Annotated in this window: 16 protein-coding genes; 4 read left to right on the forward strand and 12 right to left on the reverse strand. The window is 73.3% G+C overall.

Annotation, left to right across the window (positions count from 1 at the left end; all coding sequences use genetic code 11):
- Positions 1 to 2: 2 nt before the first annotated feature.
- The 7 genes from ABZ806_RS00105 to ABZ806_RS00135 form a co-directional block, all read right to left on the reverse strand.
- A complete protein-coding gene (locus ABZ806_RS00105; RefSeq protein WP_500214078.1) occupies positions 3 to 1,481 on the reverse strand; it encodes a hydrogenase large subunit in 1,479 nt (492 codons plus the stop codon).
- A complete protein-coding gene (locus tag ABZ806_RS00110) occupies positions 1,481 to 2,938 on the reverse strand; it encodes a proton-conducting transporter transmembrane domain-containing protein (RefSeq protein WP_500214080.1) in 1,458 nt (485 codons plus the stop codon). The genes ABZ806_RS00105 and ABZ806_RS00110 overlap by 1 nt, the downstream gene beginning before the upstream one ends.
- Positions 2,938 to 3,597, reverse strand: coding sequence for a hypothetical protein (locus ABZ806_RS00115; protein ID WP_500214082.1), 660 nt, complete (start codon positions 3,595 to 3,597; stop codon positions 2,938 to 2,940). Before ABZ806_RS00115 ends, ABZ806_RS00110 begins: the two co-directional genes overlap by 1 nt.
- Complete coding sequence (locus tag ABZ806_RS00120; RefSeq protein ID WP_500214084.1) at positions 3,594 to 4,538, reverse strand: respiratory chain complex I subunit 1 family protein; 945 nt, start codon at positions 4,536 to 4,538, stop codon at positions 3,594 to 3,596. Before ABZ806_RS00120 ends, ABZ806_RS00115 begins: the two co-directional genes overlap by 4 nt.
- Positions 4,535 to 6,550, reverse strand: a complete 2,016-nt coding sequence (locus ABZ806_RS00125; protein WP_500214086.1) for a proton-conducting transporter transmembrane domain-containing protein — start codon at positions 6,548 to 6,550, stop codon at positions 4,535 to 4,537. Before ABZ806_RS00125 ends, ABZ806_RS00120 begins: the two co-directional genes overlap by 4 nt.
- Entirely contained in the window at positions 6,547 to 7,032 is a 486-nt protein-coding gene (locus ABZ806_RS00130) for an NADH-quinone oxidoreductase subunit B family protein (protein WP_500214088.1), read from the reverse strand. The genes ABZ806_RS00125 and ABZ806_RS00130 overlap by 4 nt, the downstream gene beginning before the upstream one ends.
- A 92-nt stretch (positions 7,033 to 7,124) precedes the next feature.
- Positions 7,125 to 7,484 (reverse strand): ArsR/SmtB family transcription factor, encoded by a 360-nt coding sequence (locus ABZ806_RS00135; protein ID WP_500214090.1) that lies wholly within the window; start codon positions 7,482 to 7,484, stop codon positions 7,125 to 7,127.
- Between the two features lie 204 nt (positions 7,485 to 7,688).
- Between ABZ806_RS00135 and ABZ806_RS00140 the strand changes: the two genes are divergently transcribed.
- The 3 genes from ABZ806_RS00140 (at position 7,689) to ABZ806_RS00150 (ending at position 11,065) form a co-directional block, all read left to right on the forward strand.
- A complete protein-coding gene (locus ABZ806_RS00140) occupies positions 7,689 to 7,970 on the forward strand; it encodes an FmdB family zinc ribbon protein (protein WP_500214092.1) in 282 nt (93 codons plus the stop codon).
- Positions 7,971 to 8,005: 35 nt separating this feature from the next.
- A complete protein-coding gene (gene fmdA, locus ABZ806_RS00145) occupies positions 8,006 to 9,253 on the forward strand; it encodes a formamidase (protein WP_500214094.1) in 1,248 nt (415 codons plus the stop codon).
- A 276-nt stretch (positions 9,254 to 9,529) separates the two neighbouring features.
- Positions 9,530 to 11,065 carry a cellulose binding domain-containing protein gene (locus ABZ806_RS00150; protein ID WP_500214096.1) on the forward strand — a complete coding sequence of 512 codons (1,536 nt, stop codon included), beginning with the start codon at positions 9,530 to 9,532 and terminating at the stop codon, positions 11,063 to 11,065.
- A gap of 62 nt (positions 11,066 to 11,127) precedes the next feature.
- Here ABZ806_RS00150 and rfbB read toward each other — a convergent pair whose 3' ends face one another.
- From rfbB to ABZ806_RS00175, 5 genes are read right to left on the reverse strand one after another with little or no spacing between them, the layout of a single operon-like run.
- Entirely contained in the window at positions 11,128 to 12,135 is a 1,008-nt protein-coding gene (rfbB, locus tag ABZ806_RS00155; protein WP_500214098.1) for a dTDP-glucose 4,6-dehydratase, read from the reverse strand.
- Positions 12,136 to 12,146: 11 nt separating this feature from the next.
- The gene (locus tag ABZ806_RS00160) at positions 12,147 to 12,878 is read right to left on the reverse strand and encodes a PIG-L deacetylase family protein (protein WP_500214100.1); all 732 of its coding nucleotides are present in this window, start codon (positions 12,876 to 12,878) and stop codon (positions 12,147 to 12,149) included.
- A gap of 13 nt (positions 12,879 to 12,891) precedes the next feature.
- Positions 12,892 to 14,001, reverse strand: coding sequence for a GNAT family N-acetyltransferase (locus ABZ806_RS00165; protein WP_500214102.1), 1,110 nt, complete (start codon positions 13,999 to 14,001; stop codon positions 12,892 to 12,894).
- Positions 14,002 to 14,036: 35 nt separating this feature from the next.
- The gene (locus ABZ806_RS00170) at positions 14,037 to 14,549 is read right to left on the reverse strand and encodes a DUF6879 family protein (RefSeq protein ID WP_500214104.1); all 513 of its coding nucleotides are present in this window, start codon (positions 14,547 to 14,549) and stop codon (positions 14,037 to 14,039) included.
- A 27-nt stretch (positions 14,550 to 14,576) separates the two neighbouring features.
- Positions 14,577 to 15,974, reverse strand: a complete 1,398-nt coding sequence (locus tag ABZ806_RS00175) for an FAD-dependent oxidoreductase (RefSeq protein ID WP_500214106.1) — start codon at positions 15,972 to 15,974, stop codon at positions 14,577 to 14,579.
- A 299-nt stretch (positions 15,975 to 16,273) separates the two neighbouring features.
- Between ABZ806_RS00175 and ABZ806_RS00180 the strand changes: the two genes are divergently transcribed.
- A complete protein-coding gene (locus ABZ806_RS00180; RefSeq protein ID WP_500214108.1) occupies positions 16,274 to 17,005 on the forward strand; it encodes a helix-turn-helix domain-containing protein in 732 nt (243 codons plus the stop codon).
- The last annotated feature ends 8 nt before the right edge of the window (positions 17,006 to 17,013 follow it).

Consider the following 17,013-nt stretch of genomic DNA (forward strand, 5'->3'; position numbering starts at 1 on the left):
GGTTAGAGGTCGTTGCCCGCGTAGGAGAGATTGAAGCTCTTGTTGACGAGCGGGAAGTCGGGGACGATCGCGCCGGTCAGCGCCACCGGGAGGGCCGGCCAGTTGAAGAAGGACGGGTCGACGATCTTCAGTCGGGTCAGCGTGCCGTCCGGAGCGAGTTCGACGCGGTGGACGATGGTGCCGCGCCAGCCCTCGACGATGCCGACGCCGGACGTCGGGGCGGTGGGGGCGGTCGGCGGCCAGGCGGTGACCAGGCCCGGGTTCATGGCGTAGGTCAGATCGCGGATGATCTCGATGGACGCGGCCGTCTCGCGGACACGGATCTGGAAGCGGGCCAGCACGTCGCCGGTCGTGGCGGTGGGGACGGTCAGGGCCGGGCGCAGGTCGGTGAACGGGTGGTCGCGGCGGGCGTCGGCGTCCAGGCCGCTGGCGCGGGCGGCCGGGCCGAGGACGCCGAGGTCGCGGGCGGCGTCGGCGGGCAGCGGCGCGGTGCCGGTGAAGCGGTCGGCGACGACGGTGTGGCCGAGGGCGAGTTCGGCGAGGTCGGCGATGTCCGCGCCGATGGCCGTGAGCGCGGCCGGGTCGGGCAGGGTGCGCAGGACGGCGCCGCCGAGGATGACGCCGCCGCGCAGCAGCCGGTGGCCGGTGACGCCCGCGTTGAGGCGCAGGAGCTGCTCGCGGACGCGGCCGAACTGGGCGTTGAGGACGGAGTGGCCGGCGTCGTTGCAGAGCGCGCCGAGGTCGGTGACGTGGTTGTAGAGGCGTTCGAGTTCCAGGAGCACGGCCCGCATCCGCTGCGCGCCGGGCGACACGACGCAGCCGGCGGCGTCCTCGACGGCGAGGCAGTAGGCGAGGGCGTGGCCGACGGTGGTGTCGCCGCTGACGCGTTCGGCCACCGGGAGCGCGTCGAGCGGCAGGCGCCCCTGGACCAGTTTCTCCAGGCCCTTGTGGACGAACCAGAGCCGCGCCTTCAGCTTGAGGATGCTCTCCCCGACGACGGAGAACCGGAAATGCCCCGGTTCGATCATGCCCGCGTGCACCGGCCCGACCGGGATCTCGTACACGCCGGGCCCGTCGACCTGGACGAACGGGTAGGGGCCCTCGGGGTCGCCGAACGGCGGCGGCGCCCCGGCGTCGGCGCGCATCGGGTACCAGCCGCGCGGCCAGTGGTGGTGCCGGACGAGCCGGCGCGGCAGCGGATGCCCGTCCGGGACGATCCCGTACAGGTCGCGCATCTCGCGTTCGAACCGCCCGGCGGGGAAGCTGAGCGCGGCCAGGCTCGGCACGTGCGGGGCGTCCCGGTCGAGGCGGACGTGCAGTTCGGTGCGGCGGTCGGTGTCCGGCGCGGTGAACAGGTAGACGACGCGGGGCCCGGCCGGGTCCTCGTGCGCGGCAGCCAGGGCGAGGCGGTGCCCGTCCGCCAGCAGCGCGGCGGCGTGCTCGGGCAGGCGGGCGGCGTCGGTGTCGATCACGGTGGTCATCAGTGTGCTCCGAGAACGGCGGAGGCGTCGAGCAGGAGGGTGTGCAGGGGCCACAGCGAGATGCCCAGCGCGGCGCACGCCAGCAGCCCGAGCAGCAGCCCGGTCGCCGCCGCGCGCGGGAGGCGGGGCGGGAACGTCGCGGCGCCGGGCCCGGTGCGCGGGCCGCCGAGCAGCATCCGGGCCGTCCCGGCGGCGACGGCGGCGGTGGCGACGAGCAGCAGGGCGAGCGCGGCGGCGACGGCCCAGCCGAGCCCGGCGGCGAATCCGGCGCGGAAGATGGCGATCTCGCTGGCGAACAGGCTGAACGGCGGGAGGCCGAGGAGGGCGAGCACGGCGGCGCCGAACGCGCCGCCGACCAGCGGCGACCGGGCCGCGAACCCGCGCACGGCGCCGATCCGGCTGCTGCCGGCGGCCTGCTGGATGTGCCCGGACGCGAGGAACGCGACCGACTTGGCGAGGCCGTGCCCGAGCACGTGCAGCAGGACGGCGGCCATCGCGAGCCTCGTCCCGATCGCGGCGCCGAGCGCGAGCAGGCCCATGTGCTCGATGCTGGAGTAGGCGAGCATCCGCTTGTAGTCGCGCTGGCCGAGCAGCAGCGCCGCCGCGAGCGCCAGCGAGGCCAGCGCGATCGTCAGCAGCAGCACCCGGACGAACCCGGTGCCGAGCGCCGCGTCCGCGATCACCTTGACGCGCAGCACGGCGTAGAAGGCGACCGACAGCAGCACGCCGGACATGAGCGCGGACACCGGTGCCGGGGCCTGGCTGTGGGCGTCGGGCAGCCAGGCGTGCAGCGGCGCCAGCCCGGCCTTCGCGCCGAACCCGAGGACGAGCAGCGCGACGGCGAGGCGCGTCACGTCCGGGTCGAGGCGCCCGGCGTGGGCGGCGAGTTCCGCCCAGTCCAGCGAGCCGGACGAGGGGACGTGGGCGTGCTGGGCGGCGAAGTGCAGCAGCGTGACGCCGAGGAACGCCAGCGCGATCCCCGCCGAGCAGATCACGACGTACTTCCAGGCGGCCTCCGTCGCGTTGCGGGTGCGGCGGTGCCCGACGAGGAACGCGGTGACGATCGTGGTGGCCTCGATCGCGACCCACAGCGTCCCGAGGCTCGCGGCCAGCACGGCGAGGGCCATCGCGGCGACGAACGCCTGGGTGAGGACGCCGTAGCGGCGCCGGTCGCGGTCGGAGGCGTCCGCGGCGGCCAGGTGGGCGGGGCTCGCGAGCATCGCGGGCAGCGCCACCGCGCCGATCACGATGAGCATGAACGCGCTGAGCGCGTCGGCGCGCAGCAGGCCGTCCAGCCCGGTGCGGGGGCCGGCGGCGGCCAGCGCGATCCCGGACGCGAGCACCCCGGCGGCGGCCGCGGCGCCCAGCCAGGGCGTCCCGCGCCGCCGGCCGAGGACGGCGGAGGCGGCGCAGGCCAGGAGCGGCACCCCGATCGGGGCGATCAGCAGCAGGCTCATCAGTCGCGCAACTCCCGCAGGTCGTCCAGGTCGGTGTCGCCGAAGGAGGCCCGCATCCGCGCGGTGAGGACCTGCAGCACCAGCACCGCGAGCAGCACGTCGAGGGAGACGCCCAGCTCCACGATGAGCGGCACCCCGGACGTGGTCAGGAACGCCACCGCGGTGATGCCGTTGTCCATCAGCAGGAACCCCACGATCTGGGACAGGGCCCGGCGCCGCGTCACCAGGACGAACATCCCGATGAGCACCACGGTCAGCGCGATCGGGACGGCGTGGGTCGCGGGCGAGGGGTCCAGCCGGACGACCGGGCGGGTGACCGCGTAGGCGAGCAGCCCGAGCAGCGCCGCGACCGTGAGCGAGGACGCCACGTTGACCAGCGGCTGCGTCTCCCGGCCCGGCCCGTCCCCGGCCATGGCGCGGCGCAGCAGCCACGGCAGGACGAGCACGCGCAGCACCCCGATCCCGGCGGCCAGCGCGACGACCTCGGCGTCCCTCTCGTGGACGCCGAGGACCGCGATGAGCATCGCCAGCGCGGCGCCCTGCAGCGCGAACAGCCGCACGATCGCGGCGAGGTCGCGGCGCCACAGCACCAGCACCCCCGCGAGCAGGAAGGCGCCGCAGGACACGTCGAGCAGCTGGACGTAGAGGGTGTGGTTCACGGCGCCACCAGGAAGAAGGAGGAGGCGACGGCGAACAACGCCAGCACGAACGAGCCGGCCAGCAGCTCCGGCACCCGGAACATGCGGAGCTTCGCCATGAAGACCTCGCCCGCGGCCAGCGCGGCGCCCGCGACCGCGACCTTGGCGGCGATCGCCGCGGCGCCGACCGGCAGCAGGGCGAGCGAGTCCCCGGCGATGCCCCACGGGACGAACAGGTTCGACAGCAGGGCGAGCAGCACCGTCAGCCGCATCGCCGACGCCCACTCGACCAGTGCGAGGTCGGGCCCCGCGTACTCCAGCACCATCGCCTCATGGATCATCGTCAGCTCCAGGTGCGTGGACGGGTTGTCCACCGGCATGCGGCCCGCCTCGGCGATGACGACGACCACGAGTGCCACGAGAGCGAGCAGGCTCGCGGGGAACACGACCTGCTGGGGGTCGTCCAGCGTGGAGCCGACGATCGCGCCGAGGTTCGTGGAGCCGACCCGCACCGACAGCGCGAACGTCGACAGCAGGATGGTCGGCTCCACCAGCGCGAGCACGACCATCTCGCGGCTCGCGCCCATGCCGCCGAACGCGGTGCCGGTGTCGAGCCCGGCGAGCGCGAGGGCGACGGTGCCGAGCGCGAGCAGCGCGGTCACGGCGAACAGGTCGGCGGCGCCGTCCAGCGGCGAGTGCGTGGTGACGATCGGGACCACGGCCGCGACCACGAGCGTCGTGCCCGCGAGGACGAGCGGCGCCGTCCGGAACAGCGGCCCGGTGCCGTGCGGGGTGATCGGCTCCTTGCGCAGGAGTTTGCGCAGGTCCCGCCAGGGCTGCAGGACGCCGGCGCCGGCCCGTCCCTCGGCCCTGGCGCGGATCTGCCGCATCAGCCCGACCAGCAGCGGCGCGCCCGCCGCGACGAGCACGACCTGCAGGGCCGTCCCGAGGATCCCGGTCACCGGATCACCGCCAGGGCGATCAGCAGGCCGGTGAAGGCGTAGAAGCCGTACCCGACGTAGCGGTGCACGCTGCCGTTGGCCAGGCCGCGCGCCGCCTCGCCCGCCCGCGCCGCCGCGGTGAGGACGGGCAGGTAGAGCCGGTGCTCGACCCGGTCGCCGATCCGCGTCCGGTAGGTCACGCTGTCCACGAGATAGGCCGACTCCTTCACCGGGGTGACGTCCAGGTCGGTCTCGGGGGCGAGCACGTCGTCGAACACGCGCTGGAGGGGTTCGGCGAACGAGGTCGCCGTGTACTCCATGCGCGGCGACATGGGGCCGGCGCCGCAGTCCCAGAGCCGGGCCCGGCGGCGGGCCGTCCGGCGCGTCGCGGCGGCGCGCGTCACGGCGAGCAGCCCGACGGCGGCGGCCAGCAGGCACGCGGCGATGAGCAGCGGCGACACGGTCCCGGACAGGCCGGCGAGGCGCAGGGTCACCGCCCCGGTCACGGCCTCCGGGCCCGGCACGGCGACGGCGACCGGCCGGGTGATCGCGGGCAGCACGAGGCCGGGCGAGAGCGCCAGGACGACGCAGCACGCGGCGGCCATGGCCATCCCGGCGAGCATCGGCGGCGGCGCCTCCCGGGCCCGCTCGGCCGCGGCGCTGCGCGCCCGCGCCAGGAACCCGACGCCGAACGCCTTCACGAACGTGGCGATCGCGAGGCCCGCCGACAGCGCCACGACGGCGACGGCGAGCGGCATCGTGACGGCCGTCGCCGTCCCGCCGGACGGGAGGGCGTGGACGAGGCTCTGCAGGAGCAGCCATTCGCTGACGAACGCGTTGCCGAGCGGGAGCGCGGACGCCATCAGCGCGCCGATCCCGAAGAGCGCCGTGGTGGCCGGCATCCGGGTGCGCAGGCCGCCGAGGGCGTCCAGGTCGCGGGTGCCGGTGGCGTGCAGGACCGATCCCGCCGCGAGGAAGAGCAGCGTCTTGAACCCGGCGTGGTTGACGACGTGCAGCAGGGCCGCGGTCAGCGCCAGCGCGGCGAGCGCGCCCGCGCCCGACACCGCGAACAGCCCGGACGCCCCCACGCCGACCAGGACCAGGCCCATGTTCTCGCAGGTCGAATAGGCCAGCAGCCGTTTGAGGTCGACCGCCACGGCCGCCTGGAGGATGCCGTAGAGGGCCGACGCGCCGCCCGCCGCGAGGACGAGCAGCCACCACCAGGCCGTCCCGCCGCCCAGCAGGTCGAACCCGACCCGGACGATCCCGTACACGCCGAGGTTCACCATCGCCGCGCTCATCAGCGCCGACACGTGGCTCGGCGCCTCCGGATGGGCGCGCGGCAGCCACACGTGCAGCGGGGCGATCCCGGCCTTGGACGCGAAACCGGCGAAGACCGCGAGGAACACGGCGGCGCTCCCCCATGCCGGGAGCCCGTCCGCCGCCGCGCGGAGCCGCTCGAACGACTCGCCGTGCGCGGCCGCCGCGAACCCGGCCAGCCCGGCGAGGATCACCAGCAGGCCGGCGTGCGTCATGACCGCGTACCACAGGCCCGCCGTCCGGACCTCGTCCCGGCTCCGGTGCTCGGCCACGACCAGCAGCAGCGACGCCAGCGCCATCAGCTCCCACGCCAGCAGGAACGTGCTCACGCTCGCCGCCGCCGGGACGAGCAGCATCGACGCCGCGAAGACCGGCGCCATCACCTGCGGGACGCGCCCGTCCAGGCCGCCGTGCCGGGTGTAGCCGACCCCGTAGACGGCCGCGCACACCACCACCGCTCCGGTGACGGCGAGGAAGAGGCCGCCGAGCGGGTCCAGGGCCAGCCGGACGCCCGCGAGCGGCAGCAGGTCCGGCAGCCGGACGCCCCACTCCGCGCCGCGCATCGCCGCGATCCCGGCGGCGGCGGCCGCCGCTCCCCCGGCCGCCGTCAGCGCCCCGGCCGCCACCCGCCGGGCCCGGCGCGGCAGGACGAGCCCGGCGAGCGCCGCGGCCAGGTTCAGCGCGAGGGCGGCGGAGAACGCGGCGGAGGTCATCGCCCCGACAATCCGCGCAGCGCCGCGACGATCGCCCCGGGCTCGGGCGGGCAGCCGGGGACCTCGACGTCCACCGGCACGACGTCGCCGACCGCGCCCGCGACCCCGTACGCCTCGGCGAAGACGCCGCAGTTCCGCGCGCAGTCGCCCAGCGCGACGACGACCTTCGGCGCGGGGACGGCCTCATGGGTGCGCCGGAGCGCCACCTCCATGTTGCGCGTGACCGGCCCGGTCACCAGGAGCGCGTCCGCGTGCCGGGGCGAGGCGACCAGCCGCACGCCGTACCGCTCCGCGTCGTACACGGGACCGAACGCCGAGGCGATCTCGACCTCGCAGCCGTTGCAGGAGCCCGCGTCGACGTGCCGGATCTGGACCGATCCGGCGAGGTCGCGGGCGTGCTCGGGAAGCGTCGGCTCGGGCGGCTCCGGCGCGTCCTCGGCGGCGCGGCCGGTCGTGCGGATCTTGCGGAACAGGTCTCTCACTCGGGTCCTCGGGGGGTCGGATACTGACATGCGCAATTGCCAATTTTAGCAACTCATAAGCGTGGAAAAGCCGCATGCGCGGGTGCGGCCGCTCAGCCCCGCCCGCGCCCGCCGCCGGACGGCCGCCCGGAGGCCCGCATCTCGTCCAGGAGCTCGGCCTGCCCGGACAGCACCCCGGTCAGGATCTCCCGCGCCACCGCGAGCAGCTCCGCGACGCGGGGGCTGGTCAGCGAGTAGACGACCGCCGCCCCCTCCTTGCGCGACGCGACGAGGCCCGCCCGGCGCAGCACGGCGAGCTGCTGCGACAGGTGCGCCGGCTCTATGCCCACCTCCGGCAGCATCTCCGCCACCGCGTGGTCGCGCTCGCTCAGCAGCTCCAGCACGCGGATCCGCGCGGGATGGCCCAGCGTCTTGAAGAACTCCGCCTTCAGCTTGTAGAGCGGCGTGCTCACCGCGCGCGCCCGCTCGCCGTCCGTGGCAGCATCGTCCCGGTACTCCTTCGCCGGATTGGCAACATTAGCAATTGCTAAGACTAGCAACTGCCGCACCGCGGCCGTCCGGCGCCCGCATCGACCACCTGGGCCTTCGCTCCGGAGTCGCCCGTTTACCGACGGTGCCCTGCGGAATGGTCCGCCACGGAAGCATGGGAGGCTGCCGTGGCCATCTACCAGTACCGCTGCGCGGAGTGCGGACCGTTCGACGTCGCCCGTCCGATCGGCACGGCCGGGGACGGCGAGCCCTGCGCGTCCTGCGGCCGGGAGGCGTTCCGCGTCTTCACCCCGCCGCTCGTCGCGCGCACGTCCCGGCCGCTCGGCCGGGCTCTCGGCGCTCAGGAGGCGAGCGCCCACGAGCCCCGCGTGGCCCGCCGGATCCCCGATGCCCCGCGCCGGCCCGCACCGCCCGCCGACCCCCGGCACGCGCGGCTTCCCCGCCCCTGACCCGGGACGGACACCAGCAGAAACCGGAGGAAGACATGCCCGATGTCGTGTTCAGCGTCGACCAGTCGAAGTCCATGCGCGACCAGCAGGTGCCCGGCCACAACCGGTGGCATCCCGACATCCCGCCGGCGGTCACGGTGCGGCCGGGGGCGCAGATCCGCGTCGAGTCGCGCGAGTGGATGGACGGGCAGGTCGGCAACAACGACTCCGCCAACGACATCCGGGACCTCGACCTCAATGTCAACCACATGCTGAGCGGGCCGATCGCGGTGGAGGGCGCCGAGCCCGGCGACCTGCTCATCGTGGACGTCCTCGACATCGGGCCCGTCCCCCAGGAGACGGGGAACATCGCCGGTCAGGGCTGGGGCTACACCGGCATCTTCGACCGGAACAACGGCGGCGGCTTCCTCACCGACTGGTTCCCCAACGCCTGCAAGGCCATCTGGGACTTCCACGGGCAGATGGCCTCGTCCCGGCACATTCCCGGTGTCCGGTTCACCGGCATCACGCATCCCGGGCTGTTCGGCACCGCGCCGTCCGCCGACATGCTGGGCCGCTGGAACGCCCGCGAGCAGGCGCTCATCGACACCGACCCCGGCCGGGTGCCGCCGCTCGCCCTGCCGCCCGAGCCGCGGGAGGTCCTCGCGGGGCCGCTCGGCGGCGCCGACCTGGAGCGCATCGGACGCGAGGGCGCCCGGACCGTCCCGCCGCGCGAGAACGGCGGGAACCAGGACATCAAGAACTTCAGCCGCGGTTCACGGGTGTTCATGCCCGTGTTCGTCCCGGGCGGGCTGCTGTCCACCGGCGACCTGCACTTCAGCCAGGGCGACGGCGAGATCACCTTCTGCGGCGCCATCGAGATGGGCGGGTTCATCGACCTGCACCTCGACCTGATCAAGGGCGGAATGGAGAAGTACGGGGTCACGACGAACCCCATCTTCATCCCCGGGAACGTCGAACCGCGCTACGACGAGTACATCTCCTTCATCGGCATCTCCGTCGACCACGCCAATGACACCAACCATTTCATCGACGCCACCCTCGCCTACCGGAACGCGTGCCTGAACGCCATCGAATACCTGAAGAAGTTCGGTTACACGGGCGAGCAGGCGTACCTGATCCTGTGCGCGGCGCCGATCGAGGGACGGGTCAGCGGCATCGTGGACGTTCCCAACGCCTGCTGCTCGCTCTACGTGCCGACCGCCATCTTCGACTTCGACGTCCGCCCCACCGCCGACGGCCCGCAGCGCGCGGACCGCGGCCAGTGCGCCGTCACGTCCTAGGAGGGCGTCTTTTTTCGCGGGCGCCCGGGGCCGGTTCGGGCCGCCAACTGGGGTGGTTGAGCGGCCGACGAGATGACGGCGCGCGCGGTCCCGTCAGGGGGTTGCGAGAGCGCGCCAGGCCGGTTACCGTTCAGTCGATTTATAGGAAAGTTTCCTATTAGAAAGTCGATCACATGCCGCGCCCGCCGCCACACCGCTGAGGAAGAGTACGCAGCACGACCCGCTCGGGGTTCGGGGGATTCCCGCTCAGTCCGCATCTCCTACCCGGGAGTGACCTTGCGAAGAACACTTCTTCCCGGCTTCCTCTTCACCGCCCTCTGCTCCCTCGTCCTCGCCCTGCTCGTCCCCGCGCCGGCCAGCGCCGCGTCGGTGACGGCGACGTTCACCAAGTCGTCCGACTGGGGTTCGGGCTACGAGGGCAAGTACACGATCAAGAACGAGACCGGTTCGGCGATCTCGTCCTGGAAGATCGAGTTCGACCTCCCGTCCGGCTCCTCCGTCGGGACGTACTGGGACGCGCTGCTCACCACGTCCGGGCAGCACGCCACGTTCGCCAACCGCAACTACAACGGGACCGTCGCCGCCGGCTCGTCCGTCTCGTTCGGCTTCATCGTCGGCGGCGCCGGGACGCCCCAGGGCTGCCTGCTCAACGGCGCGTCCTGCGACGGCGGGGGCGGCCCCACCGAACCCGGCACGCCGTCGGCGCCCGGTACCCCGACCGTGACCGGCCGTACGGACACGTCGCTGACGCTGTCGTGGTCCGCCGCGTCCGGCGGGCCCACCGGCTACCGCGTCTACGAGGGCTCCGCCGTCCGCGCGACCGTGTCCGGGACGAGCACCACGATCAGCGGCCTGACCAAGTGCTCGAACCACACCTACACGGTGAAGGCGTACAACGACGCCGGCGAGTCCGCCGCGAGCGCCTCGGTCTCGGCGACCACCACCGGCTGCACGACACCGCCCGTCTCCCGGCACGCCGCGCCCTACCTGTACCTGGGCTGGGGCAACCCACCGGACCCGACGACGGTCATGAACGCGACCGGCATCAAGTGGTTCACGATGGCGTTCATCCTGTCCGGCGGCGGCTGCACGCCGTCGTGGGACAGCCAGCGTCCGCTCAAGGGCGGCGTGGACGAGCAGGCGATCGCCAAGATCCGCGCGGCCGGCGGTGACGTCATGCCGTCCATCGGCGGCTGGTCGGGCAACAAGCTCGGCCCGAACTGCTCCTCGCCGCAGGCGCTCGCCGGCGCCTACCAGCAGGTCATCGACGCCTACGGCCTCAAGGCCATCGACGTCGACATCGAGAACAGCGACGAGTTCGAGAACGCGGCCGTGCAGGACCGCATCCTCGGCGCGCTGGAGATCATCGAGCAGAACAACCCCGGCATCCAGACGATCCTGACGATGCCGACCCTCAACACCGGACCGAACTACTGGGGCAAGCGCCTCATCGACCGCGCGGCCGAGCTCCAGGTCCCGGTGGACATCTTCTCGATCATGCCGTTCAACTTCGGCGGCGGCGCGGACATGTACGGCAGCACCGTGCAGGCGTCCGAGGGCCTCAAGACCGAGTTGATGTCGGCCTTCGGCTGGTCGGACGCCGTCGCCTACGCCCACATGGGCATCTCCGGCATGAACGGCCGCTCCGACCAGGGAGAGATCACGACCACGGCCATCTGGACGCAGATCCGCGACTGGGCCAAATCCCACGGCCTGGCCAGGTTCACGTTCTGGTCGGTCAACCGGGACCGCCCCGGTAGCGGCACCGACCAGACCGACTGGCAGTTCACCGAGATCGCCGCCGGCTTCTGACCCACTCCCTCCGCGGCCCGCGTCCCACCTCCCGGGGCGCGGGCCGCCCCATGCCCGCCGGGTCAGCCGACCCGGGGCAGCGGCGCTCCGGACGCGCCCGCGCGCTTCAGCGGCTCCCACCACCAGCGGTTCCCGGCGTACCACCGGACGGTCGCGGCCAGCCCGTGCTCGAAGTCGACGGCCGGGGCGTAGCCGAGCGCGCGCAGCTTCGCGTCCGACAGCGAGTAGCGCCGGTCGTGCCCCTTGCGGTCGGCCACATGCCGGACCCGGTCCCGGCCGTGGCCGAGCACCCCGAGGATCCGGTCGGCGAGTTCCAGGTTGGTCAGCTCCGCGGTGCCCGCGACGTTGTAGACCTCCCCCGGGACGCCGCGCTCGGCGACCAGCCGGATCGCGCGGCAGTGGTCGTCCACGTGGATCCAGTCGCGGACGTTGCGCCCGTCGCCGTACAGCGGCAGGTCGCGGCCGTCGAGGAGGTTGGTCGCGAACAGCGGGACGACCTTCTCCGGATGCTGGTGCGGCCCGTAGTTGTTGCCGCACCGGGTCACGCACACCGGCAGCCCGTGCGTCCGGCGGAAGGCGAGCGCGACCAGGTCGCCGCCGGCCTTCGCGGCGGAGTACGGCGAGTTCGGGTCCAGCGGGCTGCGCTCGTCCCACGATCCGGAGGCGATGCTCCCGTAGACCTCGTCGGTGGAGACGTGCACGACCTTGCCGACCCCGGCGTCCAGGCACGCCTGGAGCAGCGTCTGCGTGCCGAGGACGTTCGTGCGGACGAACTCCCCGGCGGACCGGATCGAGCGGTCCACATGCGACTCGGCCGCGAAGTTCACCACCAGGTCGTGGCCGGGGACGAGGCCGGCCAGCAGCGCGGCGTCGCAGATGTCCCCCCGGACGAACCGGAACCGCCCGGCGACGGAATCGAGATTGCGCAGATCACCCGCGTAGGTGAGCTTGTCGAGCACCGTCACGCCGGGGCGCGGCCCGGAGGCGTCCAGCCCGCCGGGGCCGCCCAGCAGAGACCGCACGTACTGCGACCCGATGAAGCCGGCGCCGCCGGTGACCAGGACCCGCATCCGAGCCGCCGTCAGACCCGGACCACTTCGAAGGCGATCGCGGGCACGCCCCCGAACCGCTCGCCGAAGCGCCGGGTCTTCCGCTCCAGGAACTCGCGGGCGTCGCCCATCGGATGCCCGGCGCCGAGGTGCGCCAGGTACTCGCGGTGCGCGTCCAGCGCGGCGACGCCCGCGTCGATCGTCCCGGTGACGTCGACGGCGTGGCCGGAGTACGGCGAGCCGCCGACCGCGACGAAGCGCACGCCCGGCCACGGCTCCAGCCCCCGGTCGAGGAGTTCGGGGAAGATCCACCGGTTGCCGGCGTCACCGGCGGCGTCCAGCGCGGCGATGCCGACGTTGCGGTGGTCCGGGGAGTTCCAGTCGCCGCCGCGCCACCGCTCGTGGTAGTTCAGCGTGACCAGGACGTCCGGGCGGTGGCGGCGGATCGCCGCGGCGATGTCGCGGCGCAGCGGCAGGCCGTACTCGACCATGCCGTCGCGGTGGTCCAGGAACTCGACGTCGTGCACGCCGACGATCTCGGCCGCCTTGATCTGCTCGGCCTCCCGGATCCGTCCCGCCTCCTCGGGCGGCACGGAGTCGATCCCCGCCTGGCCCCGGGTGGCGAGCAGGTAGGCGACCTCGCGGCCCGCCGCGGTCCACGCCGCGACCGCGCACGCGGGCCCGTACTCCAGATCGTCCGGGTGCGCCACGACGGCGAGCGCGCGCCGCCAGTCGCCGGGCATCGGAGCGTAGTCGTCGGCCATCCCTCACTCGTCCTCACTCGGTCGCCCGGACGGCGGCGTAGAGCATGCTCGTCGCGCAGCCGCGGGACCGCTTCGCATCGATCGTGCCGATCCCGTAGCCGATGGTCGCGACACCGGCGGCGGGGGCCAGTTCGGCCGGGCGGTAGAACATCGTCTCGAAGTAGGTGAACGACGCGTCCGGGTGATCGTAGTCGGTGCCGGTCATCAGCACCGTCCAGGCGCCCGCGTCGGCGATGAACATGCTGAACCCGAGCAGCCGGCCGGCCTTGCGCGCCTCGATGACCAGCAGGTCGTCCGCGCCGAAGTGGTCGCGCAGGTAGCGCAGCGAGAACGCCTCGCGCTCGGGGTCCGGGGAGCCGCCGTACTTGGCGATCAGGTTGCAGCGCAGCCGCAGCAGCTCGGGCTCGTCCGCGGCGATCTTCCGCTCGGTGACGGTGATGCCGCGCTCCCCGATCTCGCGCCGCTCCCGCCGGACGGACGTGCGCCGGTTCCTCGGCAGCGTGGCGAGGTACCCGTCGAAGTCGCTCCAGCGGACGTCCAGGTCGCACCGCTCGATCATCGGGACGAGGGTGAACCCGTGCGCGACGAGCGCGTCGACGAACTCCCCGTGGTCGGAGCGCAGGTACAGGCAGGCCGTGCTGCGGACGCCGTCGCGCCGCGACCAGCGGTCCAGCTCGGCGACGAACGCGTCGTTCGCGGCGCGGTCGCGGGCGTCCCGGCCGGCGGGGGCCGTCTCGTAGTTGGGGAACATCAGCAGGCAGCAGGGGAACAGCTCCGCCGGGTCCGCGCCCCGCCACGGGTGCGGGCCGTCCGGTGCCAGCGGGACGTCGGTGTCCGCCGACGCGCCGCTGAGCACCAGGTACGGATCGAACCGGGGGTGCTCGCCGGGCTCGGGCAGGACGCCCCCGCACAGGCCCACCGACAGCGCGCCCGCGCCGTCGTACAGCCCGAAGGTGCGCAGTCCGCCCGCGATCCGCTGCTCCGCCAGGTTGATCCACCGGGAGCTGAGCGTCGCCAGGACGTCGCCGGCCTGCTCGTCCCAGTCGTCCGGCAGTCCCTCCCGCACGGCGAAGCCGCCGCCCGCGGGCGGCGCGGCGTGCGCGGAGGATTCGGTGTCGGTCATCGGTGCCCCACCCGCTTCCCGGTGCGCCCGCGCCGTCAGCGGACGGGCCGGTAGTCCCGGTGGTCGGTCGCGCGTTCCCACACCGCCTCGAACGCCGCCGCGCACGCCTTCACCAGGGCCGGGTCGTCGCTCAGTTCGTGCGGGCCGTAGGAGCCGTCCCCGGCGAAGTGCGTGAACCGGACGAGGCGGTCGTCGAACACCCAGAAGTCGTTGCCCGGCAGCAGGAGGTCGGAGGCCAGCCGGCGGGGCAGCCAGCGGACCTTCTCCCCGCACGGCTCGTTGACGATCGTCGTCGTCTCGTACTCGTACTGGATGAAGTCGGTCACCGGCTCGGACACGATGCGGGCGCGCCGCCACTCCAGGCCCCGGCCGGCCGACTCGCCGACCAGCTTCACCCAGTCCCCGTGCCGGTCGTACTCGATCGGCTTGCCGGCCTGCCAGTCGACGTAGACCGGGCCCTTCGGCGTGTACATGTCGCGCATCTCCAGATGCACGGCCGAGGACCGGGTCTGGGCGATGAGTTCCTTGAACTCGGGGACATCCGTCATGGTTACCTCCGGGAGGCGGTCATCGGGTCATCGGTGCTCGGACGGCGGACCGGGCGGCTCGGGCGGCGGCTCGGACGGCGCCGCGGCGGCGCGGGCCGGGGACCTGCGCGCGGCCCGCAGCGCGCGGGCCACGGTCAGCGGCCGGAACAGCGCCGTGGGCGGCGCCATCAGGTGCTGGACGTCGAGGATCACCCGGTGCACGTCCGGCGAGACGTGGCTGGCCAGCATGATCTGCCGGACGTAGCGGTTGACCAGGCCGGTGCTCACCGGGCGCGGCCCGGCGGTCTCGGGGTACATGAAGTCGCTGCCGGTGGACATCTGCCACGGCACGTCGATGATCTTGCCGGCGGCCCGGTAGTAGTCGCGGGCCATCCCCGCCGGTGCGCCGCGGTGCCGGTCGAGGGCCCCGCCGAGTTCGATCGCCTCCAGCGCGGCGACCGTCATGCCCTGCCCGTAGAGCGGGTTGAAGCTGCAGATGGCGTCGCCGAGCGCGACATAGCCGGCGGGCAGCGTGCGCAGCCGCTCGAAGTACCGGCGGCGCGCCATCGGGTAGTGGAACTTGCGGGCGTCGGCGTCGTCCACCGGCTTCGCCGTGCCGACCAGCTCCGCCAGGTACGGGAAGGGCAGCGCGTCGGCGAACTCGGCGAAGCCGGCCGGGTCGACCGGCGCGTGGCGGCGGTGCCAGCCGCCGAGCGTGACCACCCAGCGGTCCCCCTCCACCGCGAACGCCGCGGCGGCCCGCTTGTCGTGCGGCGGCGTCGCGGAGCACAGGTAGAGCAGCGCGTCACCGGGAAGGTCGCCGGGTTCGCGGTGGTACAGCCGGGTCGTGTACCCGACGTCGATCTTGACGGTGACGGCGTCCGGGGCGGGGCAGCCGAACTCCGCCAGCCACGGGTCGCTCCGAGTGCCGCTGCGCCCGGTCGCGTCGACGACGAGATCGGCGGGGACGGTCTCGCCGCCGTGGAGTCCGACGCCGGTCACGTGTCCGGGCCGGCCGGTCAGCCCGGACGCGGAGGTCCGGTCGCGGATCTCCACGTTGGGCAGCGCGGCCACCCGCCGCCGGACGGCCGCCTCCAGGAACGCGCGGGTGAGGCTGGTGCCGAGCATTCCGCTCGGAAAGCGGACGCGCAGCCCTCCCATCTGATGGAACAGCAGGTCGTCACCGGGGTCGAAAGGAACGGCCCCGGCCCGGACCAGTTCGTCGAACAGGCCGGGGAAAAGCTCTTCCAGCGCCATTCGCCCGCGGATGAGGAGAGCGTGCGCGTGCGGGCTCTGCGGTACGCCGCGCCGGTCCTGCGCGCCGGTGGGCAGCCCGTCGCGGTCGACGACCGTCACGCGCTTATATCTGCGGGCGAGCACCTGGGCGGCCGCGAGTCCGCCCATGGAGGCGCCGATGACGACGGCGTGCCCACCGATGTTTCCCACGGCTTCTCCTCGGATTCCCGATGCCCCCGTATGGGGCGCACCCAGGTCGAGTCTGCGGTGGCCGGCGCCGATCGTCTTCTCCCGTGTTGCTCGATGCGCCGGCGGCCGCATTCACCGGGGAAAACCCGATTACTTGACGCCTCAATTACCTGAACACCGCGCTTGACGGGCCGTCGGGGCTCTGTTTCAATGTGGCTGAGTTGATCGTCTCGATGTAGATCCTGCGCCAGTGGGCCCGCGTTGGCCACCCGGGGGAACGGCCCCAGCGAGCACGTGTCGCCAAGCAGACGGAGAAAACGATGCGTTCTGAAATAGAACGCGTGGTCGAGGGAATCAGGGAACGTTACAACGAAGAACTGTCCCTCGACGACCTGGCCGAGATGGCGCGGCTGAGCCCGTTCCACATGGCCCGGCTGTTCCGGCAGGAGACGGGGCTGCCGCCGGTGCGCTTCCTCGCGACCGTCCGGCTCGAGCAGGCGAAGAAGCTCCTGCTGTCGACCCGGGAGAGCGTCGCCGACATCTCCTCCGACGTCGGGTACGCGAGCCTCGGGACCTTCACCACCCGGTTCACCCGGTCCGTGGGCGTGTCCCCCGGCCGGTACCGCCGGCTCGGCCTGCTCAACACCATCCACGGGTTCGTGCCCGCCGCCGACGACGCCGCCTACGCCTACGGCTCGATCTTCGGGAAGATCCGCCGGTGCGACGGGATGCCGGACGAGGAGGTGTTCATCGGCGCCTTCTCCGGGTCGCTGAACAACGACCGCCCCGTCCGCTGCTGCCGGGTGGAGAAGTCCACCGACCTCTGGTGCATCGGCAATGTGCCGATCGGAAAGTGGTTCATCGAGGGGGCCTCGCGCAGCGCCGGCAAGGGCGAGGACTCCGTCGTGATGGGAAGCGTGGGGCCGCTCTGGATCGGCGCGGGCACCGAGCTCCACGTCGAACTCGATCTGATCACCGCGCGGCGGGCGCGGCTGGCCGACAACAACCGCCGCCCCCTCGCCTTCGCCCTCCCCACCATCTTCACCCCCTGAAAGCCCGA

It is taken from the genome of Spirillospora sp. NPDC047418 (assembly GCF_040643275.1).
Taxonomy (GTDB): Bacteria; Actinomycetota; Actinomycetes; order Streptosporangiales; family Streptosporangiaceae; genus Spirillospora.